Source organism: Pantoea folii (genome assembly GCF_056678875.1).
Window position 1 is genome coordinate 564,534 of the sequence record NZ_JBWXON010000001.1, and the last position, 20,248, is coordinate 584,781.

Annotated in this window: 16 protein-coding genes; 4 read left to right on the forward strand and 12 right to left on the reverse strand. The window is 56.4% G+C overall.

From position 1 onward, the window contains the following. Window positions 1–1,005, reverse strand: a complete 1,005-nt coding sequence (locus AC1MDE_RS02745; protein WP_480344283.1) for a helix-turn-helix domain-containing protein — start codon at window positions 1,003–1,005, stop codon at window positions 1–3. A 117-nt stretch (window positions 1,006–1,122) separates the two neighbouring features. Here AC1MDE_RS02745 and AC1MDE_RS02750 point away from each other — a divergent pair, with 117 nt between their 5' ends. After that, window positions 1,123–2,607, forward strand: coding sequence for an MFS transporter (locus AC1MDE_RS02750; RefSeq protein WP_479401742.1), 1,485 nt, complete (start codon window positions 1,123–1,125; stop codon window positions 2,605–2,607). 3 nt (window positions 2,608–2,610) lie between these two features. On the opposite strand, the gene ddpX is transcribed toward AC1MDE_RS02750, so the two are convergent. Genes ddpX through AC1MDE_RS02790 form a run of 8 tightly spaced genes read right to left on the reverse strand, consistent with a single transcriptional unit; the run spans window position 2,611 to window position 11,850 of the window. After that, a complete protein-coding gene (gene ddpX, locus AC1MDE_RS02755) occupies window positions 2,611–3,171 on the reverse strand; it encodes a D-alanyl-D-alanine dipeptidase (RefSeq protein WP_058960759.1) in 561 nt (186 codons plus the stop codon). A gap of 15 nt (window positions 3,172–3,186) precedes the next feature. Further along, window positions 3,187–4,299, reverse strand: coding sequence for a M24 family metallopeptidase (locus tag AC1MDE_RS02760; RefSeq protein WP_479399965.1), 1,113 nt, complete (start codon window positions 4,297–4,299; stop codon window positions 3,187–3,189). Beyond that, window positions 4,299–5,525, reverse strand: coding sequence for a M20 family metallopeptidase (locus tag AC1MDE_RS02765; RefSeq protein WP_480344205.1), 1,227 nt, complete (start codon window positions 5,523–5,525; stop codon window positions 4,299–4,301). The genes AC1MDE_RS02760 and AC1MDE_RS02765 overlap by 1 nt, the downstream gene beginning before the upstream one ends. 10 nt (window positions 5,526–5,535) lie before the next feature. Next, window positions 5,536–7,173 carry a dipeptide ABC transporter ATP-binding protein gene (locus AC1MDE_RS02770; RefSeq protein ID WP_479401744.1) on the reverse strand — a complete coding sequence of 546 codons (1,638 nt, stop codon included), beginning with the start codon at window positions 7,171–7,173 and terminating at the stop codon, window positions 5,536–5,538. Further along, a complete protein-coding gene (locus tag AC1MDE_RS02775) occupies window positions 7,173–8,000 on the reverse strand; it encodes an ABC transporter permease (protein WP_058960763.1) in 828 nt (275 codons plus the stop codon). Before AC1MDE_RS02775 ends, AC1MDE_RS02770 begins: the two co-directional genes overlap by 1 nt. After that, window positions 7,993–8,940 carry an ABC transporter permease gene (locus AC1MDE_RS02780; protein WP_084932348.1) on the reverse strand — a complete coding sequence of 316 codons (948 nt, stop codon included), beginning with the start codon at window positions 8,938–8,940 and terminating at the stop codon, window positions 7,993–7,995. The genes AC1MDE_RS02775 and AC1MDE_RS02780 overlap by 8 nt, the downstream gene beginning before the upstream one ends. Window positions 8,941–8,949: 9 nt before the next feature. Beyond that, complete coding sequence (locus AC1MDE_RS02785; protein ID WP_058960765.1) at window positions 8,950–10,548, reverse strand: ABC transporter substrate-binding protein; 1,599 nt, start codon at window positions 10,546–10,548, stop codon at window positions 8,950–8,952. A gap of 21 nt (window positions 10,549–10,569) precedes the next feature. Further along, entirely contained in the window at window positions 10,570–11,850 is a 1,281-nt protein-coding gene (locus tag AC1MDE_RS02790) for a M20 family metallopeptidase (RefSeq protein ID WP_480344206.1), read from the reverse strand. Window positions 11,851–11,929: 79 nt separating this feature from the next. Between AC1MDE_RS02790 and AC1MDE_RS02795 the strand changes: the two genes are divergently transcribed. Continuing rightward, complete coding sequence (locus AC1MDE_RS02795; protein WP_058960767.1) at window positions 11,930–12,700, forward strand: GntR family transcriptional regulator; 771 nt, start codon at window positions 11,930–11,932, stop codon at window positions 12,698–12,700. Window positions 12,701–12,762: 62 nt separating this feature from the next. Here AC1MDE_RS02795 and proX read toward each other — a convergent pair whose 3' ends face one another. The 3 genes from proX to AC1MDE_RS02810 all read right to left on the reverse strand — a co-directional run bounded on the left by proX (window position 12,763) and on the right by AC1MDE_RS02810 (window position 16,597). Next, window positions 12,763–13,761, reverse strand: a complete 999-nt coding sequence (proX, locus tag AC1MDE_RS02800) for a glycine betaine/L-proline ABC transporter substrate-binding protein ProX (protein WP_479415002.1) — start codon at window positions 13,759–13,761, stop codon at window positions 12,763–12,765. A gap of 451 nt (window positions 13,762–14,212) precedes the next feature. After that, entirely contained in the window at window positions 14,213–15,580 is a 1,368-nt protein-coding gene (locus AC1MDE_RS02805; protein ID WP_480344208.1) for an MFS transporter, read from the reverse strand. Window positions 15,581–15,847: 267 nt separating this feature from the next. Continuing rightward, window positions 15,848–16,597, reverse strand: a complete 750-nt coding sequence (locus tag AC1MDE_RS02810) for an IclR family transcriptional regulator (protein ID WP_058960770.1) — start codon at window positions 16,595–16,597, stop codon at window positions 15,848–15,850. Between the two features lie 247 nt (window positions 16,598–16,844). Between AC1MDE_RS02810 and AC1MDE_RS02815 the strand changes: the two genes are divergently transcribed. Both AC1MDE_RS02815 and AC1MDE_RS02820 read left to right on the forward strand, forming a co-directional pair. Further along, a complete protein-coding gene (locus AC1MDE_RS02815; protein ID WP_480344210.1) occupies window positions 16,845–18,188 on the forward strand; it encodes an NAD(P)/FAD-dependent oxidoreductase in 1,344 nt (447 codons plus the stop codon). Between the two features lie 8 nt (window positions 18,189–18,196). Then, the gene (locus tag AC1MDE_RS02820; RefSeq protein WP_480344211.1) at window positions 18,197–20,248 is read left to right on the forward strand and encodes a hydantoinase/oxoprolinase family protein; all 2,052 of its coding nucleotides are present in this window, start codon (window positions 18,197–18,199) and stop codon (window positions 20,246–20,248) included.

Here is a 20,248-nt window from a genome sequence, read left to right on the forward strand (position 1 = left end):
TCAGCCCATCACAAACCGCTCATTGAACGCCTTGCGCCATTTGGTCGGCGTGGTGTTAAAGCGTTGTCTGAAGTGATGGCGCAACGCTTCGGGAGAACCAAACCCCGCCTGCTCAGCGACCTGATCAACACTGAGCGCGTTGTTTTCCAGCATCGCGCAGGCCTTTTCCAGCCGAATGCCGAGCAACCACTCGCCCGGCGAGGTGCCGGTGGCATCATGAAAGCGACGAATAAAGGTGCGACGGCTCATGCCTGCTTGCCGAGCCAACTGCTCGATCACCAACGGCGCGTTCAGATTATTGCGCAAATCGTCGAGCAGGGGCGCGAGGCTATTGCTGCGGCGTTGTGGAACAGGTTGTTGGATCAACTGCGCCTGGCTGCCCTCTCGTAGCGGCGGCGTCACCATTCTGCGTGCGGTGCGATTGGCGACATCAATGCCGTAATCGCGTCGAATCAGATGCAAACATAAATCGACACCTGCTGCACCGCCCGCCGAAGTGATGATGCTGCCTTCATCCACGTAAATCATGCCGTGTTCCACCTGCACCTGAGGAAATCTTTCGGCCAGGATCTCGGTGCTGTTCCAGTGGGCGGTGGCACGTTTCCCGTTTAACAGCCCCGCTTCACCCAGTACAAAGCTTCCGGCACAAATGGAGACAATCCGTGTGCCATTTTGATGGGCTTTTTGTAACGCTGTGATTAACGCCTCAGAGGCCGGTGCGGTCACGCTGCGCCAGCCGGGGATGACGATGGTTCCGGCGTCTTCCAGTAACTCAAGCCCGCCATCCACCACCAGGCGCACACCGCCCTGCGCACCAAACACGCCCTCTTCCACCGACGCCACGCTCAGGTCATACAGCGGATGGCCGAAGACGTCATCTGCTCGGCCAAACGCTTCAACGGCAGTACCAAATTCAAAGGTACAGAGGCATTCATACGCCAAAAGCACCAGCCGCCGATTTTTCGGCGCTGCAGGAGGGGAACGCAGAGAAGAAGTGATTTGCATGTCAGCCTTATCCATGATGTTGGCACGATTTTGACGATATCTGGCATCGGCATGGATTTCCACCGTTGCGTCAATCTTCCATGCTGGCACGCTCTTAACGTGACGCAGGAATTCAGGATGAAGAACATGTTGGCGCTGATGGCGGTGTGCTTAGCCGCGTTGATGTCGGGGCTGGAAATCTCCAGCGTGCCGGTGATTTTGCCGGTACTGGAACAGGAGATGCAGGCGAATTTTCGCGATCTGCAGTGGATCATGAATGCCTATACGCTGGCCTGCACCGCCGTTTTAATGGCGACCGGCACGCTGGCGGATAACTATGGCCGCAAGCGCATCTTTCTCATCACCATTGTCGGTTTTGGTTTGACCTCGGTGATGTGCGGGCTGGTCGGGAGTGCATTCTGGCTCATCATCGGGCGCTTCCTGCAAGGGCTAAGCGGCGGTGCGATGTTAACCTGCCTGATCGCCATACTCTCGCACCAGTTCCCGCAGGGAAAACCCCGTAGCCAGGCCTTTGCCGCATGGGGGATAACCTTTGGCTTTGGTCTGGGTTTCGGTCCTATCATCGGCGGGATGCTGGTGGCGGTTTTAAGCTGGCAATGGGTGTTTCTGGTGCACGGCTTTATCGCGCTGCTGACATTCGTGCTCGCACTGAAAAATGTGGATGAATTCCACCCTGGCCAAAGCAACAAACTCGATCGGGTTGGGTTGATCACCCTCACCCTATGCGTGGTTGGCGTGACCTATCTCATTACCCAGGGTGCCAGCATGGGTTGGCGAGGTCTTGAAGCCCGGCTAATTATGCTGGTGATCCTGATCAGCTCAGTGGTGTTTATTCGCACGGAGAAGCGCCATCCTCACCCAATGTTTGATTTCTCGGTGTTTCGCATTCGCTCCTTCTCGGGGGCTTTGATGGGTTCGATTGGCATGAACTTCAGTTTCTGGCCGCTGATGATCTACCTGCCGGTTTATTACCAGAGCGGGCTTGGGTTCAGCAGTATGGATACCGGTTTTGCCCTGCTTGCCTATACCTTGCCCACCTTATTGATGCCGCCGATAGGGGAAAAACTGGTGCTGCGATTTGGCGCTGCCCGTGTCATTCCCCTCGGATTATTTTCGATCGGTGCTGGGTTCGTGCTGATGAAACTGGCCATCACGTACCAACTGAGTTTGCTGCCGGGTGCCCTGCTGGCGGGAACCGCGCTCGGGCTCACCAATACGCCGGTGACCAATACCACGACCGGTTCCGTTGCCGCTAATCGGGTAGGCATGGCTTCCGGGATTGATATCAGTGCACGTTTAATCACGCTGGCGATCAACATCGCCTTGATGGGCAGCCTGCTGGTGGCAGTGATCGCCTCCAGTCTGCGGCAACGGCTTCCTGCCTCCAGCGATGTGGTTGCGCTCGCAGAACGCATAGCGGCTGGCGCTGAAGTTTCGCTTAGCCGCGCTATCGCCTCGCAAGTGCTGGCTGACGGTTTTTCCGCCGTGCTGACCTATGGCGCGCTGGGTGTAAGCGGTCTGGCACTGGCGAGTTATCTGCTGTTCAGGCCCAAAAGTCTCAGAGTGGCTGAGCGGACGACCCATCCCTGCCGACGAGAGTGAGGGTTATCGCGCCACGCAGCCAAAGCGATCTTCCAGCAACGGATAGCGCTGCGCATCCGGTAACTCAAAATGCCACCACTCGGTTGGCATACCGACAAAACCGCCTGCCAGCATAATGGCATTGAGCATCAAACGATGGCGCTGTGCCTGTGGCGGTACATCGGGATGGAACGGATGCGAAAGATCTTCCATCGCATCAAAGGCGGTGCCCATATCCAGCACCTTGCCCGCGTCATCCACTAACGTCAGATCAATCGCCACGCCACGGCTGTGATTCGAGCCGATTGCGGGCGGCACCACGTAGTCGGCATCCGGGCAGGCATCCCATAGATGCCACTGCGCCTGCTGGGGGCGATAAGCATCAAAAATCAGTAAGGTGAAGCCAGCCAGTCGGGCGACCTCAACACTTTTTTGCAACGCGCGCGCCGCTTCTGGATGCAGCAGGGCCCGCGCTTCGCGATAAATGCCGTAACCGGTGATGTTATCGGTCGTGGCGTATTTCAGGTCAAAAGCCAACGTTGGAAAGCTAGCGGCTAAATCAGTGAGTAAAATGTCCTGCGTCATCCTTCATCCTGTTGATCAATGTTCCGGCAATGATAATAGCTGGCGCGGCAGCGTTGTCAGCCGCTCTGCACCCTGCGGCGTCACGCGAACGGTTTCGCTGAACGCCAGACTTTGCGCGGAAGTATACATATGGAACACCATATCCTCCTCCAGTAACCACTCCGCTTTGGCATGGAAGCTACAGGAAAAATCACTCGGGCGCGGCGTGCGCGTATACAGCCCCAGCGCATAGCCGGTGATGTTGGGATAATCCGTACGAAGTCCATTGCGCAATAACCCCTCGCGCACAATCGCATCCACTTCCCGTGCGCTGACGCCGGGTTTCATGGCCCTGAACTGTTCATCCTGTATTGCGATAAGTTGCAGCGCCAGCTCAGCGCGCTGGGTGGAGATCTCCCCCACAATAAACGGACGCATCAGACGCGCGCTGTAGTGTTTCACTTTAGGAATCAGCTCTACGTGCAGCACATCGCCACGCTGTAAACGCTGTTCATGGCCGCTGGCATGGAGAAAACCGTTGTCGCCGCTGGCGATGACGATAGGCCCGGTTTCCCCGGTATCCGCACCCAGACGCAAAAATTCGCCTGCCGCCAGCGCAGCGACATCGCGTACACGCCAGCTGCCCTGCACGGCTTTGCCCATCGCGTCCAGCGTGGTATCGGCAATGGCGGAGGCCTGACGCAACGCCTCCAGCTCTGCCGGGAATTTCACGCTGCGCAGCCGATCGCTCACACCGGTTAAATCGCACCACTGCACGTCCGGCAAATGGCGCGACAGCTGCTGCCAGCTGTGCACCGTCAAGCCATAAGAGGTGTAATCCGCGCCCAACCGCGCCCGTTGAAAACCGCGTCGGAGCAGACTGTGCGCCACCGCAAACCACGGGTCCTGATCGTCACGATAGCTTTCTACTGTCAGCGCAGGAGATTGCGCCCGGCACGGCGCTTCATCTAACTGGCGCAGCACCATCCAGGGATTGCCGTTAAGCGGCACCAGGCAAGCGCGATACAAGGTTTCTGACACGGTATAACCGGTCAGCCAGGCCAGCAGTTCACCATGATCGATGATCATTACGTCCACATTGGCCTGCTGCATCGTGGCACGCAGGCGACTCAGCGCCGCGGCGTTCATTATGCGCCCTCGACCGGCTGGCAGATCTCCAGAATCGCGAGCAGATAAATGCGCACCATATCAAGGAATTCGGTTATCTCGACGCGCTCATCCGGCATGGTGTTGTATTTACCGCCCGGACCACACACGATGCCTTCCATGCCCGCATGCTGATACAGGTGTGCAGCATCAGTACCAAAGAAGGCTGGCGGCGTGATGACGCCAGTAGGCTGTTCGGTGCCACGCACGGTTTTCCAGCCGCGATTCACCGCTTTGACAATCGGTGACTCTGGCGACACTTCGAAAGGCAACATGGTGGGCTTATCGCGGATACCGTCATCAAACAGCTCAGCTTTCAGGCCGGGGAAGCGCTGGCACAGTGTATCCAGCAGCGCTTGCAGATCCGCTAACACGCCTTCAACGGTTTGACCCGGCGCAAAGCGGGCTGAACCCTTCAGGCGTACAAAGTCAGCCACCTGCGGCGGACGCCACTCTTGCAGATCGCGCCCCAATGCGCCGTGCGCAGTACCGATATGTCCCCGGTTAATTTTCAGATGCTCTTCACTTTTCGCGCCGCTGAACACCATGCCATTAATCTGCGGAATCAGCTCGACGGCGGCGTTAATCGCATCGACGGCTTCTTCGCGTTTCGACAGATGGCGGGTATCACCGGTGAGTTCAATGGTGAACATCAGTGAACCGGCATGCATGGTCAGCGCCTGCAGATCAGTGGGTTCCGCATTGATAAAGTAATCGGCGCGCACGCCCTGTTCAATTGCCGCCAGCGTGCCGATACCGCCCTGCAATTCGCCCACCACGTAGGTCAGAATCACATCACCTTTCAGTTTCACACCGGCATCAATCAGCGTTTTCAGCGCACAGAAGTAGGCCGCATCGCCCGCTTTCATATTGGAGACGCCAATGCCGTAAATGAACTGATTGTCAATTTTTCCTGCCCAGGGATCCACCGTCCAGCCTTCGGTTACCGGATTGGTGTCCAGATGGCCGTTGAACAGCAGGCTGTTGCCGCCGCCGCTGCCCGCCAGGCGGCCGATGGCATTGAGACGGTCGCCTGGGACTTTTTGCAGTTCGGTTTCCAGGCCCAACTGTGCCATCTGTTCTGCCATATAGCGGGCTAACTCACGCTCGCCGTCGGTGGCGCTGTAGCTTTTGTGCTGCACCATTTTTGCCAGGAAAGAGAGACAAAACTCGCGATCGATATGATGAATTAACTGTTCAGGATTCATGCGTTTCTCGTTAAGCAACGGATTGGTTTAAGTCGGGAACGTGCACCGCGTCAAGCAGTGCGCGGGTATAAGGATGCTGCGCCAGCGCGCTCATATTCTCGCCGGGCAGCACTTCCACCACATCGCCGCGATACATTACCGCCACGCGATGGGCGATTTGACGTATCAGGTTGAGATCGTGGGTAATAAACAGATAGGCCGTGCCGTAGCGGCGACGCAGTTCCAGCAAAAGCTCGATGATGGTGGCCTGCACTGACACATCCAGCGCAGCGGTGATTTCATCGCAAATCACTAAATCTGGTGGATTGGCAAAAGCACGTGCGATAGCAACACGCTGTTTCTGACCACCGGACAGCGCGTGCGGATAGCGCGTGGCAAACTCTGCGGGCAACCGCACTTCCTCTAACAGGCGAGCCACGGCTTGCGCTTCCGTTTCTCCCGGCGGCAAACCGTATAAGCGCAGCGGACGCGCAATGATTTCACCGATGGTCATGCGTGGATTCAGCGAGGCGTCCGGATGCTGAAAGATCATCTGCACCCGGCGGCGATACTCTTTATCCATCTGCGCGCGGCCTTGCAGCGCATAGCCGCAGAAGTCGAGCTCACCGCTAAACGGCACCAGTCCGGTGATCGCTTTGCCCAGCGAGGATTTCCCCGAACCTGACTCGCCCACCACGCCAAGGATCTCGCCCTGATGCACGGTGAGCGAAACCGCGTTGGCGGCACGCGTGGTATTGGCTTCACGTTTAAGCAAGCGGTCGACAAAACCTTGCTGGCCGTAATCGATGGTGAGCGCGTCCAGCGTCAGCAGCGGCTGCGATCCGGCGGCATCCTGTACCAGACGCTGCTGCGGATTTGGCACTGCTGAGATCAATTTGCGGGTATAGCTGTTCTGCGGCGCGCTAAACAAACTCTGCGTGTCGGCCTGCTCCACAATTCGCCCTTTTTCCAGCACGCAAACGCGATCGGCGACTTTCGCCACCAGCGCCAGATCGTGGGAAATATACAGTGAGGCCACCCCCGTCTCTTCGCGCAGACGTTCATAGAGATCGAGGATCTGCGCCGAGCTGATCACATCCAGCGCGGTGGTCGGTTCATCGAAGATCATGCAGTCCGGCTGACAGGCGAACGCCGTGGCGATTAAGATGCGCTGCTTCTCACCCCCGGAAACCTGATGCGGATAACGGCGCATCATGCGTGCCGGATGTTTGAGCTCGACGTCATGTAACAGCGACTCGCCCAATTCCTGCGCTTCACGTGCCGTTAAGCCGCGATGGCGCCGCAGCACTTCTGTCACCTGTTCGCCCAGCGTAAGGGTAGGATTGAGCGAAGCACTTGGGTCCTGAAAAATCATCCCCAGCTTCGCGCCGCGCAAGGCCATCAGTTTTGGGGCAGGCAAACTCAGCAGGCTCTCTCCGTTGAGGCGGATGTCGCCCCACTTCTCACGCGCATTGCCCGCCAGCCAGCGCATGATCGCCCAGCCGAGCGTGGTTTTGCCGGACCCGGATTCCCCCACTAACCCCAGCACTTCGCCGGGCATCACGTTTAACGTAATATCGCGCAGCACCGGCAGTGACTCACCGCTTTGTAACGCGTAATCAAGGCTGTAATTTTCCACCGACAGCACCGGTTCAGGCTTCACACTCATCAGTGGCTCCTTGGGTTGAGCACGTCTCGCAGCCCGTCACCCAGTAAGTTAAAACCAATCGCCACCAGCGCGATCGCCAGGCCCGGAATCATCATCATCCACGGCGCGGTGAAGAAATAGGTGCGGGCTTCGGAGACCATCAGCCCCCACTCTGGCTCGGGAGGCTGTGCGCCTAAACCGAGGAAACTCAGGGTGGCGAACAGCATGATGGCGAAGGCCACGCGGATGGTGGCTTCCACGATGATCGGTGCGAGGATGTTCGGCAGCATTTCACGCAGGATGATGTAGTGCCCGGCTTCACCACGGGCAATCGCCGCGTTGATGTAATCCTGCTGCCGCGCCGCCAGCGCCACGCTGCGTGAAATACGCACCATGCCCGGCACAAACGCAATGGTGATCGCCAGCACCGCATTCATGCTGCTCTGACCCAAAGTGCTGACAATCAGCAAAGCAAACAGCAGGCTGGGGATCGCCATCACGGCATCCATCGTGCGCATCATAAATTCATCGATCTTGCCGCCCAGATAGGCGCTTGCGGTGCCTAGTACTGAACCAATCACCATGGCCAATGCGGTTGCCAGCAGTGACAGCACGATGGTGGAGCGTGCGCCAACCATTACCCGGCTGAAGATGTCTCGCCCCATTTGATCGGTGCCAAACCAGTGCTCGGCACTCGGCGGTTTGTAACGCGTCAGAATCGAGATCGACTCGGGATCAAAAGGTGCGACATGCGCGCCACCGACCACCATCAGCAGCGACAGCAGGATAATCAGTACCCCGACCGCGCCCTGCGGTGAGCGCAGTAAACGTTTTAAAATATCAGGCATAGGAAATTCGCTTATCCAGAACCACATAGGCCAAATCGGCGAGGAAATTCACCACCGAATAGGTCGCGGCGAGAATCATCACACCGGCCTGAATGGTTGGCAGATCGCGTGCCTGCACGGCAACAATCAGCTCACGACCAATACCGGGAATGGCGAAGATCTCCTCGACCACCACAATGCCGCCCAGCAGATAACCGACATCCAATGCCACAATGGTAATGGTCGGCAACAAGCCATTGCGCAGCGCGTGACGCCAGAGAATGCGGCGGCGCGACAGGCCTTTCAGCCAGGCGGCGCGGATGTAGTCGGTATGCAACACATCGACCATCTCCGAACGCACCATGCGCGAAACGTGCGCCACCAGGATCAGTGCCACGGTGATTGACGGCAGGATCAGGTGCTGGACGCCGCTGATGAAGTTTTCACTCAGCGGCACATAGCCGGTGGCGGGCAGAATCTGCCAGACATCAGCAAACAGCAGTAGCACCAGCGTGGCAGTGACAAACTCGGGGAAGGAGATACCGATGTAGGAGATGACGCTGACCAGCACATCGGCGGTTTTGCCGCGACGTACTGCCGCCCAGATACCGAGCGGAATAGCGATCACCAGCATCAGCAATAGTGCACACACCGCCAGCAACAGCGATCGCGACAGCGCGGTCAACAACGTCGGCCCCACTTCGAGCCCATTGCGCATCGACACACCAAAATTGCCCTGCAACGCCTGGCTCAGCCAATGCCAATACTGCAACCATGCTGGCGCATCCAATCCCAGTCGTTCGCGCACCGCGGCGAGTGCCTCTGGCGTGGCGTTTTGCCCCAGCAAGGTGACAGCGGCGTCCGCTGGCAACAGCTGCGTGATGCCAAAGACCAGCAGTGACACCACCAGCAAGGTGTAGATCATTAGCAGCAGGCGTTTAAGCAGATAACTGGCTGTCACGGTCGCTCCTTACACTGCACGCTTAGGCGCTTTGTCAGTTAACCAGGTATGGTCGAGACGGAACACGGCACCACGCGGATGCAGATGATATCCGCCAACGTAATCACGGCTGGCAGCCAGCAAATCGAAGAAGGTCGGAATCAGCGAAGGCACTTCGTCATGCATCAACTGTTGTGCTTTACCGTACAGCGTGGTGCGCTGCGCATCATCGTTGGTTTCACGGGCGGCATTGACCGCACTATCAAAATCGGCGTTGTTCCAGCGTGTTTCGTTCCATGATGCGGTCGAGGTGTAGAGCAGCGAGAACACCGCATCCGGCGTCGGTTGCATGTTGTAGAAGCCGACGTAGAAGTTGCCTTTTTTCCATACCTGATCGAGGTAAGTGCTGTGTGCCATGGTCTGCACGTCAATGCGGAAACCGCCCTGCTTAGCCATCTCACGCAGCGCGATACCCAACTGGGTGCGAGTCGCCGGTTTATCCGAGGCAATCAACGTTAAATCGAGGCCGTTGGGATAACCCGCGTCCGCCAATAAGGCTTTGGCTTTGCTGTAATCCACCGCTTTTTTCGCCAGGTTAGCGAAGTAAGGGTAAGAGGCGTTGATTGGCGTATCGTTGCCTGGCGAACCGAGGCCATCGGCAACAAAGTCCACCGATGCCGGGCGATCAACGCACAGTGCCAGCGCCTGACGCACGCGCACATCGTTAAACGGCTTTTGATCGCAGCCCATGTTCACATTGAGGAACTGACCGGATGCCACCCGCAGTGGCAGCACACCTGACGATTTGGAGAGACGCGCAAATTCGCTCGACTGTGCACTCAGCATCAAATCGGTATCACCGGAGATCAGCGCCGAGCTTTCTGCGATGCCATCGGGATAGACCACCACTTCCACGCCATCAAGATAAGGACGCGCCGGGTCGTAATAATGCGGGTTGCGCTTTACCACGATTTTGCGTTCGGGATCGTAGGAAACCAGCTGGAACGGCCCCGCGCCCAGCGAGGCTTTGGTGAGTTTGTCGTACTGACCCTGCGCAATGCTGGCGGGAATGATTTTGGCATCGGGATAGGCCAGCATCACCGGCAGGTCAGCGTAAGGGGCATCGGTTTCGATCAACACTGTATTGGCATCTTTGGCGCTCACCGCTTTGATCGGACCGATGTTGTGCAGTGCCGGAGAAGCATTTTTCGGATCCAGCAACGCCTGCAAACTGGCTACCACATCTGCCGAGGTCAATGCGCTGCCGTCACTGAACTTGAGGTTCGGACGCAGGGTGAAGGTCCACTGCTTGAGATCGGCACTCGCCTGCCAGGATTGGGCCAGGTCTGCTTCGGCTTTCATCTCCTGCGTCAGGCGCGTCAGGCCGCTGTAGAGCAACTCCGCGACCAGATATTCCGGGTTGACGCGCACCTGATGCGGATTCAGCACGCTGACCGCCTGATCGACACTAATACGCAGTACGCCGCCTTTACGTGGCGTGCCGCCCGGCGTCGCGCTGGTTACCGCTGCGGCATGGGCCGAGAACGACCAGGGTAACATGGCTGCACCGGTCAGAGCGGTAGAGCTGGTGATAAACTGCCTGCGGTTTAACCCTTTCATCGCGCACATCTTCTCTTCCTCGTTAGTTTGTTAAATACCCTGGGTTGGCTGAAACTCATCGGCGAGATACGCCAGAATGGACTGCGAAAGTGCGATAACATCTGCCATCGTTGTGAACTCATCGGCGGCATGAATGCGGTTGTCGGGGCGGGCTAAACCACCCAGTAAAATTTCCTGCATACCGGCCTGCTGAACCCAACCCATATCCGAACTGGTTGAGGATCCCCAGGGTTTAAACTCCTCCGCTTTAAAACCAAATCCCTGACTCAGTGCGGCCTGCCAGCGTGGCCAGTGCGGGCCATCAGGATTGGCCACCGGGGCCAGATGACCAATTATTTGCACTGTCACATCAAGCGCAGGGCTGCCTTGCATCGCTTGTTGGATGCAGTGGGTCAACTCCTGCCAGACATCGTCAAATGCCTCTTCCGGGGCATAACGTCGATTGATCAGCAGTTCGAAGCGTTCGGGGATGGTCGAGCCTTTACTGCCACCTTGAGCGGCAGCCAACGTCAACAATGAGGTCAGCGGTTTGCCCTGGTAATGCGGCGGTGCAGGCATTGCCGAGGCGCGCTGTTCCACTTGGCCTTTCAGTTGATAAAGCGCGTTCATCAGCGGCAGTGCGGCTTCGATGGCGTTGATACCGTGCAGCGGATCGCCGGAATGCGCGGAACGCCCGGTGATAATGACTTTGAGATCGATACTGCCAAAGCAGCCCGCCCAGATGCGTGGCACTGCGCCACCATTGAAGCTCAACAGATGCCCAGCGAAGCGCTGCTGTTCCGCGAGGTAACGAATACCGGGATACAACCCGCCCTCTTCATCGGTACAAAGCAGAAAGACCGGATTGAAACGCAGCGGCAGATTGCAGGCCTGCGCTGCACGGATCGCCGCCATCGCCGCCACGATCGTCCCTTTCATGTCCGCCGCGCCGCGCCCAAACAACTTACCTTCGGCCACCGTCAGTGCCAGCGGAGGAAATCGCCAGCCATCTCCCGCAGGCACCGTATCGGTGTGAAAGTAGAGATTGCAGTTTTCGGCTGCGCCACAGTTAAGCGTTGCCAGCAAATTCACTCGCTCGCCGGATGCGCTGCCATCGGGCGCATGCCAGAGATCTTCCGGCACTGAAACACGCTCAAAGCTAAAGTGCATTGGCGCTAACAGCTGTGTCATCAGATCGGCAAATTGCCCATAGCCATTGCCCGGTGGAAAACAGGTATCCACGGCCAGCATGCGCTGCATATCGTCAGTTATCTGTGCGGTGTCATCCGCAATGGTCTCTAACGCACTGTTAAGGCGAGAATTCTGCAACATAGGATTATCGTCTGTTGTATTTCTATATAGTTTATAGATAATGCAATTCAAGGACGCAGGTCAATCGGTAATCGGAAACATGCAAAAAAACTATGACGCAGACAACAGGCCGCAATTCTCTCGTTTAAGCGAAGGGGAAGGCGCGCCATTGTATGAAGTGGTGAAACGCCATATCAGCGAATCGATCCTGCAGGGTGAGCTACCTGCGGGCACAATCCTGCCGAGTGAAAACAGCCTGGCGTCAAAATTTGGCGTGTCGGTGGGAACGGTGCGCAAAGCGCTGGCCGCGTTGACCACCGAAGGGATGTTGATGCGCCGTCGCAAAACCGGCACGGTGGTGACCGGCTGGGCACCGCTGCACAACCTGAGCCACTTTTTCCAGTATTTTCGCCTGCACGATAAAAGCGGCGGATTGCTACATTCAGAAACGACACTGCTGGATTATCAGTTGCGTCAAGCTAACGAGCGGGAAGCAGAAAAACTGCAGATCGCCGCCGGAGATGACGTGATACGCCTGAAGCGCACGCGTCGGGTGAAAGGCATTGCCGCCATGCATGAAACGCTGATATTGCCTGCTGCGCGTCTGCCTGATTTCCCTCCGGCAGAACACTTGCCGCCGCTGCTCTATCGCTTTCTGTTCGAACATTACGATGTGCGTGTGGCAGCGGTACGTGAGCAGATTACGGCACAGTTGGCAAACGAAGAAGATGCGACATTGCTGGAGTTGGCATTGCCGCACGCGGTGATGGTGATAGATGAAGTGTCTTTTGACCAGAGTGCGATCCCCGTGATCCTGGCGCATCATCGTTTCAGCACCGAGCACTTCATGTATGTGAATGAAGTACGGTAAAACGGTTTCCCGCCCTGCGATTCTGCAGGGCGGGAAGCGGATTCCTGGGGACGCTAACGCCGTTATTGCGCTGCGGCGGCGGCCTGCTTCACCCAGCCATCAAACGTGGTCTGGTGCGCATGAATCCAGCCATCCACGTGGCGCTGAATGTCTTCGCTGGACGATTCTCCCTGATGCATCCGCTGGTTCTGCGCATTAACATCATTAAGCGGCAGTTTAACGATCTCGAACAGTTTCGCCGCGGCAGGATTCTTTTCTGCCCAGGCTTTATTTGCCACCACATGTTCATTGTTCGGTTTGAAGCCATAATTCTTGCCATTTGGCAACGCGGTATCTTCATTCTTCTGCGAGCCCGGCGTGACAGAATGCGGCACCGTCAACCAGACCACATCTTTGCCCGGTTTTAATTCATCGCTCACCCAATAAGGTGTCCAGGTAAAATAGAGCACCGGATTACCCGCTTTATAGCGGGTCAACGTATCGGCAATAATCGCAGAATAATTACCCTGATTCTGCTGCACCGTATTACTCAGACCATAAGCATCAATTTGTGCATTAATCACCTGACCACAGACCCAGCCCGGATTACATCCCGCCAGATCGGCTTTGCCATCTCCATTAGCATCAAAGAGTTTAGCCAGTTTCGAATCTTTCAGCTGAGAGAGATCGGTAATGTGATATTTGTCAGCGGTCTTTTTATCGATAAGATAACCCTGCGCGGCACCACTGATATAGGTGCCTTTGCGATAGAATTTTGTATCCCCGCCTGCGGCGTTGTACATATCCTTTTGCAGCGGTTCCCAGTTAACCGCCATGTAAGTGGCATCGCCCGCAGCAATCGCCGTGTAAGCCACGTTGTAGTCCACTTCTTCAGTGGGTTTGACCTCGTAGCCCAGTTTTTCCAGCGCTCTGTTAATCAGCTCCGTCTGGAATGACTCTTCCGGCAAGGTACTTTGCACCGGGGAGACCGTCACACCTTTGCCCGGCAAGTCGGCAGCAAACAGTGTCGGTGAACTGATTAACGCAGTGAGGGAAATCGCGAGTAGATTCTTCCTGGTCATAATTTAAAACCTTATTATTTTGGTCGATGCCAGTGAATGGCGTGAGAATATCCCTCTGCAGTGAAGAGAGATGAAATGCAGCTGTCAGTAAAAATTTAAAAGCAGAATATTACTGTTGCAGATAGTGACGTGCGTAACGAAGGCGGGTGTTGTAGGTGGAGAAAAAAGATAAGTCAGAATTCATCATTATGATATCTGGTGACAGACCCTGTTTCCTGTTATCAGGTCCGCGACATTCACTCCGGTAAATTAATCGTGCCGTTACCATAACACATTATTTTCTCACTGCAACCGCTAATCATTTCCCCATAACCAGCAGAGAAATTAGGGCTGAAAAATATAGCGTTTTTAACTACGCTAAAGCCATGAAATTTATCTCCACTCACCTCTCATCAAATAGACATCGGTAACCACGGGAAAACGGTTACCGATGCTCCGTGATGTAAAACGTTTATCGGCGCAGGCGCGCCGCTATAGGATTGCCCTGCGCGGCGCTGCTCGCAAGCTGATAAGCGTTATGCGAGGCGCGATACGGATAGCGGAAAAACAGCGCAATCGAAATGAATGAGACGATAGCCACGGCGGCAACATAGTACACCAGCGTAAACGCACTGCCCGACCAGCCAATCAACGCCGCGCCAATCAGCGGTGCTGTGCCACCGAACAACGCGGTACCGGTGTTGTACGCCATTGCACCCGCAGAGGCACGCATCTCGGCCGGGAACATATCGACCAGACTGATGGTCATTCCACTGGTGACCATCGGGAAAACCATCACTGGCACAACCGCTGCGATAATGGCACTGCCTAACGTGCCATGCTCAGCATAGGTGAAAGCAAAAAACATCGCCGGGATCACCAGCACACAGCCCAACAGTAACCAGCGTTTTCTACCTACCACATCACTGAGATAGCCATGCAATAGCGTGCTAAAAATCAGTACAAACTGAGAAACTAACACCGCCATTGCCGCATCGGTTTTGGCTAGCCCGACAAACGTGGTGAGATACGTGGCGAAGAAGCCCAGAATCAGATAGTTGGGCAGCGTATGACTCATCAGTATCGACATGAACACCAGGATATTTTTCCACTGCGAGCGAATGACCTGAGTCACCGTTGGCGGATTCAAACGCTGCTCCACCCGCGCCCGTTCAACCGCGCGGAATTCCGGGCTCTCATCCAGCTTGCGGCGAATCAGCAACCCAACCAGCCCCAACGGGAGGCCGATGGCAAACAGTACACGCCAGCCCCACTCCTCCATTTGTGCCGCCGTGATCAACGAAGACAACAAGGTGTAGAGACCAATAGCGATCACCGTGCCGATATAGGCACCTATGGGCGAGAATGACGCACGAAAGGCGCGGCGTTTTTGATCGCTGTTCTCGACAATGTAATCCGTGGCTGTCGCGTATTCGCCGCCAGCAAAAAAGCCCTGAATCAGTCGGCAAATCACCAGCAATACGGTGGCGCTGGTGCCTGCCTGCGCGTAAGTGGGGAGAAGAGCGGTCAAACCGGTCACCACACTCATGCCGGTGATGGTGATCATCAACACCGAACGCCTGCCCCAGCGATCGCCCGCCAATCCCAACACGATGCCACCAATCGGGCGCACCAGAAAACTCGATGCATACAGCAGTAATACCGAGAGCAGTGCCGTCAATGGCGCATCCTGCGGGAAAAAGATCCGTGAAATCACACTGGCCAGTAGGCCGTAGAGGGCAAAGTCGAGAAACTCGACCAGGTTGCCGGCAACAGCACCGATCAGCGTTTTGCGCTGCATTTCAGGTGTCACCTGAGGAAGCGTGGCAGAAGTTGTCATGGTTAACCCCATCTTCACCGCATAACAGCACGGTCAGTGAACGTGACTCAGAATGAATTCAATCATTCCACATTACGGCATGGCATTCCGTTAATTACGTTAGTTGAGTAAAAATTAGACGTCAATATGCCGGTGAGAGGATTTCGCTATAGGTCACACGGAGATTGAGCTGGAGGGCACGAAGGGAGATGAGTCGATTAATGTCACACAAAAACAAGATGTTAGGATGAAATGACCACACCGCAGTGTGGCCATTGCGTCATGCCGTTAACCTCTGGCATTTCTCTGGAAGCCAATTGCCTGGGCAGCCTTAACAGTTAGCGCGCCCCACTCTGCGATTTTTTCTTCATGATAACGAGAGTCCGGCATCGAGATGCAGATACTGGCGACCGGCTGGTGTGCTGCATCAAAAATGGGTGCCCCGATGGCGAAAATACCAGAGCGATAATAGCCTCGGTTGATTGCGTACCCGCGCTCACGCACCTGCTTCAGTTCTGCGCGAAGTTTATCGGCATCGGTGATGGTGGCAGGGTTAAAGGCACTCAGCTCGCCGGTAAGGATATTTTCAAGCTGGCTTTCCGGTAAGAACGCCAAAATCGCCATGCCATTTGCCGTGGAGTGAATGGGCGCAATATCCCCAATCGGACTAACCGCGCGAACGGGATGCGGACTTTCCAGCCTGTCGATCACCACCACCGCGCCATTGCCGTCATACACCGACACATACACCGTCTCCTGCGTGCTATTGCGCAACTCTGCCATCGGATCCTGGACGGCAGCAGACAGTCCGCCGCCCGCCAGCTCGATCGGCCGCACGCTGAGCACACGAGGGCTGACGGTCCAGCGCGGCATGTCGCCTTCAATCAATCGTAACCAGCCCGCCTCATGAAAGGTCCAGAGAATACGCTGTACGGTGGTTTTTGGCATCGACATCATTTTGGCCAACTCGCCCACACTGATCGGCTGTTTCTCGGCCACCTTCTCCAGCACTTTCAGGCTCTTAATCAGGCTCTGCATACTCCACCCTCCCTACTTTCTGACTTCATTGTCTCCACTTGCTGTGCCGTAATATGGCACAGCCTGCCCTCTGCCGCTCGGCGTTTTGCCCGCGAGCCGATCACAATTTCCTCCGAATGCTTAATTTTTGTGCTTGCAGGAGAGATAAAATCATGTCACGTTAAAATTATGGAATGGCATTCCTTATTGTGGAACGGCTAGATTTCAGCCGCTGGATTTCATGAGTGATGTTTAGCGAGGCAGAGTGATGAGAAGTCATCAGTCGATTTTTACCGAAGATTTTAAGGCGGCGCCCTATTGGTGGGAGCAGTGGCAACCACAGGATGCATCGCCCAGTGACGTTCCGCCCGAAACGGAATACGTGATTATTGGCGCTGGCTATGCCGGGCTGTGCTGTGCATTGACGCTGGCGCAACACGGCAATCAGGTGGTGATTCTGGAAGCCGGCTTGCCGGGCAGTGGCGCGAGTACGTTGAGCGGTGGTCAGGTCACTGGCGGCATCAATGTGGGCAAAACCATGTCGGCCAAAAAGGGGCTGCGGCAGAGCGATGAGCAGCTGAAACGCGACCTGCTGCTGGAGGCGGCTGACGGCTATCGCTATCTGGAAAGTCTGATCGCACAGCACGCTATCACCTGCGATTATCGACAAACCGGACGCCTCGCCGCCGCGTGGATCCCGGAACATCTGGAGAACTGGAAAAAGCGGTTGGCACTTCTCAATAGCGTGAGTCAGGTGCAGGCGCGCATGCTAACGCGCGATGAACTGCGCGCCGAACTGGATAGCCCGGCTTATCACGGCGGCGTACTGATTGAGCGTGCTGGTCTGCTCAATCCCGCGCTTTATTATGCAGGTTTGCTGGATGCGGTGCGCAAAGCTGGCGTGGTGGTGTGCAGTGGTTCTGCGGTGAGTCGCATTGAGAAACACGCGGCGCATTACCAGGTTGATTCTCTGCGCGGCACGCTCAATGCGCGTCAGGTGATTATCGCCACCAATGGCTATACCGGGCCAGAAATGGCCCATTTGCGCGCACGCGTGGTACCCGTCACCAGCCATCAGATTGCCACTGAACCCTTATCCGCAGATCTGCGACGCACGCTGATCCCGCACCAGCGCGGCATCGCGGAAACCCAGCGCGTCACACACTATTTTCGTTATTCGCCCGATGGCTCTCGTCTGCTCTTTGGGGGCCGCGCACGCTTCTACGCCCTTGATCGCCAGCAGTCTGCGCGCGTGCTGCATCAACATCTGACGCAACGATTTCCACAATTACGCGATATCAAAATCAGCCATAGCTGGGGCGGTAAAGTCGCCGTCACGCTTGATTACCTGCCGCATATCGGCCGGACGCCGCAAGGCTGTTTTTATGCCGTGGGCTGCAACGGCAGCGGTGTCACCATGATGAGTTGGCTCGGCCACCGTTTAGCCCGTCACCTGATCGAAAATACACCGCTCAACGCAAGTCCTTATGGGGTATCGCCGCTGCCCGGCCACCCGCTCTACACCGGCAACACCTGGTTTATGCCGCTGCTTGGCAGCTACTACCAGGTGCGCGATCGCCTGGATAAATCCGCTCATTCGCAAACCAATTAGGGGGAAGTATGGGATTACGCATTGGTGTCGATATCGGCGGCTCGTTTACTGACTTCGCCGTTTTCAACGAAGCATCGGGGCAGTTGCACAGCCTGAAAGTGTTTTCTCGTCCCGATGATCCGGGCCAGGAAGTACTGCACGGCGTTCAGGAGTTAGTGAAGCGCTATGGAATCGATCCCGCCGATATTGAATATTTTACCCACGGCACCACCGTTGGCGTGAATGCCGTGGTGCAGAAAAAAGGGGCGAAGCTGGGGCTGATCACCAATCGCTATTTCGAGGATGTCCTGGCACTTGGCAGACTGAAGACGCCAGATATGTACAGCCTTCACTCGCTGCGTCCGGAACCCCTGGTGTCGCGCGAAAATGTGTTTGGCATTGACGGTCGAATGGATGCGACCGGAAAAGAACTCACGCCGATTGCAGAACAGAGTGTGCTGGCCGCTGTCGCGGGCTTGCGCGATGCGGGCTGTGAAGGAGTCGTGATTGCCCTGCTGCATGCCTATCGCAACCCCGAACATGAGAAGCAGGTCCAGGCCGTGATTGAAGCGGCCGTGCCAGGCTTTTTTGTCTGCTGCTCTAGCGATGTCTGGCCGACTATTCGCGAATTCGAGCGTACGCAAACCGCTGTGATTGGTGCCTATGTTCAACCACGCGTCGCGCATTATCTCGGTGCTTTGCAGCAGGCACTGACGCAAGCAGGCGTGACGGCTGAGCTGAAAGTCACCAAGTCCAATGGCGGCGTGATGAGCGCAGAGCGCGGCAAAGCCGAGTGCGTGCAGATGATCTTGTCGGGAACCGCATCAGGTGTGATGGGCGCAGCCTGGGTGGCACGCCAGTGCGGTCGTGAGAACGTCATGAGTCTGGATATCGGCGGCACCACCGCCGATGTGGCGCTGATCGTCAACGGAGAAGCGCAATATGACACCGGTGAGTATATCGGTGACTACCAGATTCACATTCCGTCCGTGTCCGTCACATCGATTGGTGATGGCGGCGGTTCTGTGGCGCGCGTTGATGAGTTGGGCGTGCTCAAAGTTGGGCCAGAAAGCGCAGGCTCAACGCCTGGGCCAGTGTGTTATGGACGTGGCGGCACGCAGCCCACGATTACCGATGCTTTCGTGTCATTGGGCATTCTTGGCCAGGCAACGTTGGGCTACAACGCGGTGAATGTGGATGTCGCCGCCGCGAAAGCCGCCATAGGATCGCTGGCCGATCGACTGGGTCAATCCATCGAAGCCACGGCGGAAGCGATCATTAACGTTTCCGTGTCCGGCATGTACGCAGGAATTAGCCGACTGGTTTCCCGTTTCGGTATCGACCCGCGCGCCTTTTCCCTGATGCCTTTTGGCGGTGCAGGCCCGATGATGGCCTGTTATCTGGCGCGCGCCATGCACATGCGTGAAGTGCTGGTGCCGCTGACGCCCGGCGTGCTGAGTGCATTAGGCGGTCTGGTTGCCGATGTGAAAAACGATTTTGTTCGCATCATTTATGGTGATTTAAGCGCAGATAGCTTGCCACACCTCGAAGCTGAATATCAGCAACTCGAACAGCAAGCCCGCGAATGGCTGAGCCACGAAGTCAGTGATGCCAGCCAGGGCCAGTTTAGCCTCTCGGCAGAGATGCGTTACAAGGGGCAGTCGTTTGAGATCGCCACACCGTTACAGCGTGAGGATTTGGCGAGCGGCAATCTCTCAACGCTGCGTGAAGCCTTCCATGCGCAACACCATCATTTATATGCTTACAGCGACCGTGATGCCCAGATTCAGGTGGTGTCGCTACGTCTGGTGGTCAGCATGCCCACGCCGAAGCCGCAACTCGAACCTTTGCCGCACTCTGACGCAGCACCGATCCCCGCCGAACATATTGATGTGTGGATGTCGGGCCGTTATCTCACCGTGCCACTTTACCAGCGCGAGCAGCTTGCGGGCGGTCAGTCATTTACCGGACCTGCAGTGATTACCCAGTCCGACACCACTGTCGCCGTATTACCCGATTTCCGCGCCCAGGTGGATGCGCTCGGCAATCTGATCCTCACTGACCTCATCCACACGGCTTAA

What these genes read in the sequence shown, in the direction of transcription:
- AC1MDE_RS02775 (WP_058960763.1), bottom strand. Translation starts at nt 8,000, where the DNA reads ATGCCTGATATTTTAAAACGTTTACTGCGCTCACCGCAGGGCGCGGTC.
- AC1MDE_RS02785 (WP_058960765.1), bottom strand. Translation starts at nt 10,548, where the DNA reads ATGTGCGCGATGAAAGGGTTAAACCGCAGGCAGTTTATCACCAGCTCT.
- AC1MDE_RS02765 (WP_480344205.1), bottom strand. Translation starts at nt 5,525, where the DNA reads ATGAATCCTGAACAGTTAATTCATCATATCGATCGCGAGTTTTGTCTC.
- AC1MDE_RS02790 (WP_480344206.1), bottom strand. Translation starts at nt 11,850, where the DNA reads ATGTTGCAGAATTCTCGCCTTAACAGTGCGTTAGAGACCATTGCGGAT.
- AC1MDE_RS02760 (WP_479399965.1), bottom strand. Translation starts at nt 4,299, where the DNA reads ATGAACGCCGCGGCGCTGAGTCGCCTGCGTGCCACGATGCAGCAGGCC.
- AC1MDE_RS02805 (WP_480344208.1), bottom strand. Translation starts at nt 15,580, where the DNA reads ATGACAACTTCTGCCACGCTTCCTCAGGTGACACCTGAAATGCAGCGC.
- AC1MDE_RS02770 (WP_479401744.1), bottom strand. Translation starts at nt 7,173, where the DNA reads ATGAGTGTGAAGCCTGAACCGGTGCTGTCGGTGGAAAATTACAGCCTT.
- proX (WP_479415002.1), bottom strand. Translation starts at nt 13,761, where the DNA reads ATGACCAGGAAGAATCTACTCGCGATTTCCCTCACTGCGTTAATCAGT.
- AC1MDE_RS02750 (WP_479401742.1), top strand. Translation starts at nt 1,123, where the DNA reads ATGAAGAACATGTTGGCGCTGATGGCGGTGTGCTTAGCCGCGTTGATG.
- ddpX (WP_058960759.1), bottom strand. Translation starts at nt 3,171, where the DNA reads ATGACGCAGGACATTTTACTCACTGATTTAGCCGCTAGCTTTCCAACG.
- AC1MDE_RS02815 (WP_480344210.1), top strand. Translation starts at nt 16,845, where the DNA reads ATGAGAAGTCATCAGTCGATTTTTACCGAAGATTTTAAGGCGGCGCCC.
- AC1MDE_RS02820 (WP_480344211.1), top strand. Translation starts at nt 18,197, where the DNA reads ATGGGATTACGCATTGGTGTCGATATCGGCGGCTCGTTTACTGACTTC.
- AC1MDE_RS02810 (WP_058960770.1), bottom strand. Translation starts at nt 16,597, where the DNA reads ATGCAGAGCCTGATTAAGAGCCTGAAAGTGCTGGAGAAGGTGGCCGAG.
- AC1MDE_RS02745 (WP_480344283.1), bottom strand. Translation starts at nt 1,005, where the DNA reads ATGCAAATCACTTCTTCTCTGCGTTCCCCTCCTGCAGCGCCGAAAAAT.
- AC1MDE_RS02795 (WP_058960767.1), top strand. Translation starts at nt 11,930, where the DNA reads ATGCAAAAAAACTATGACGCAGACAACAGGCCGCAATTCTCTCGTTTA.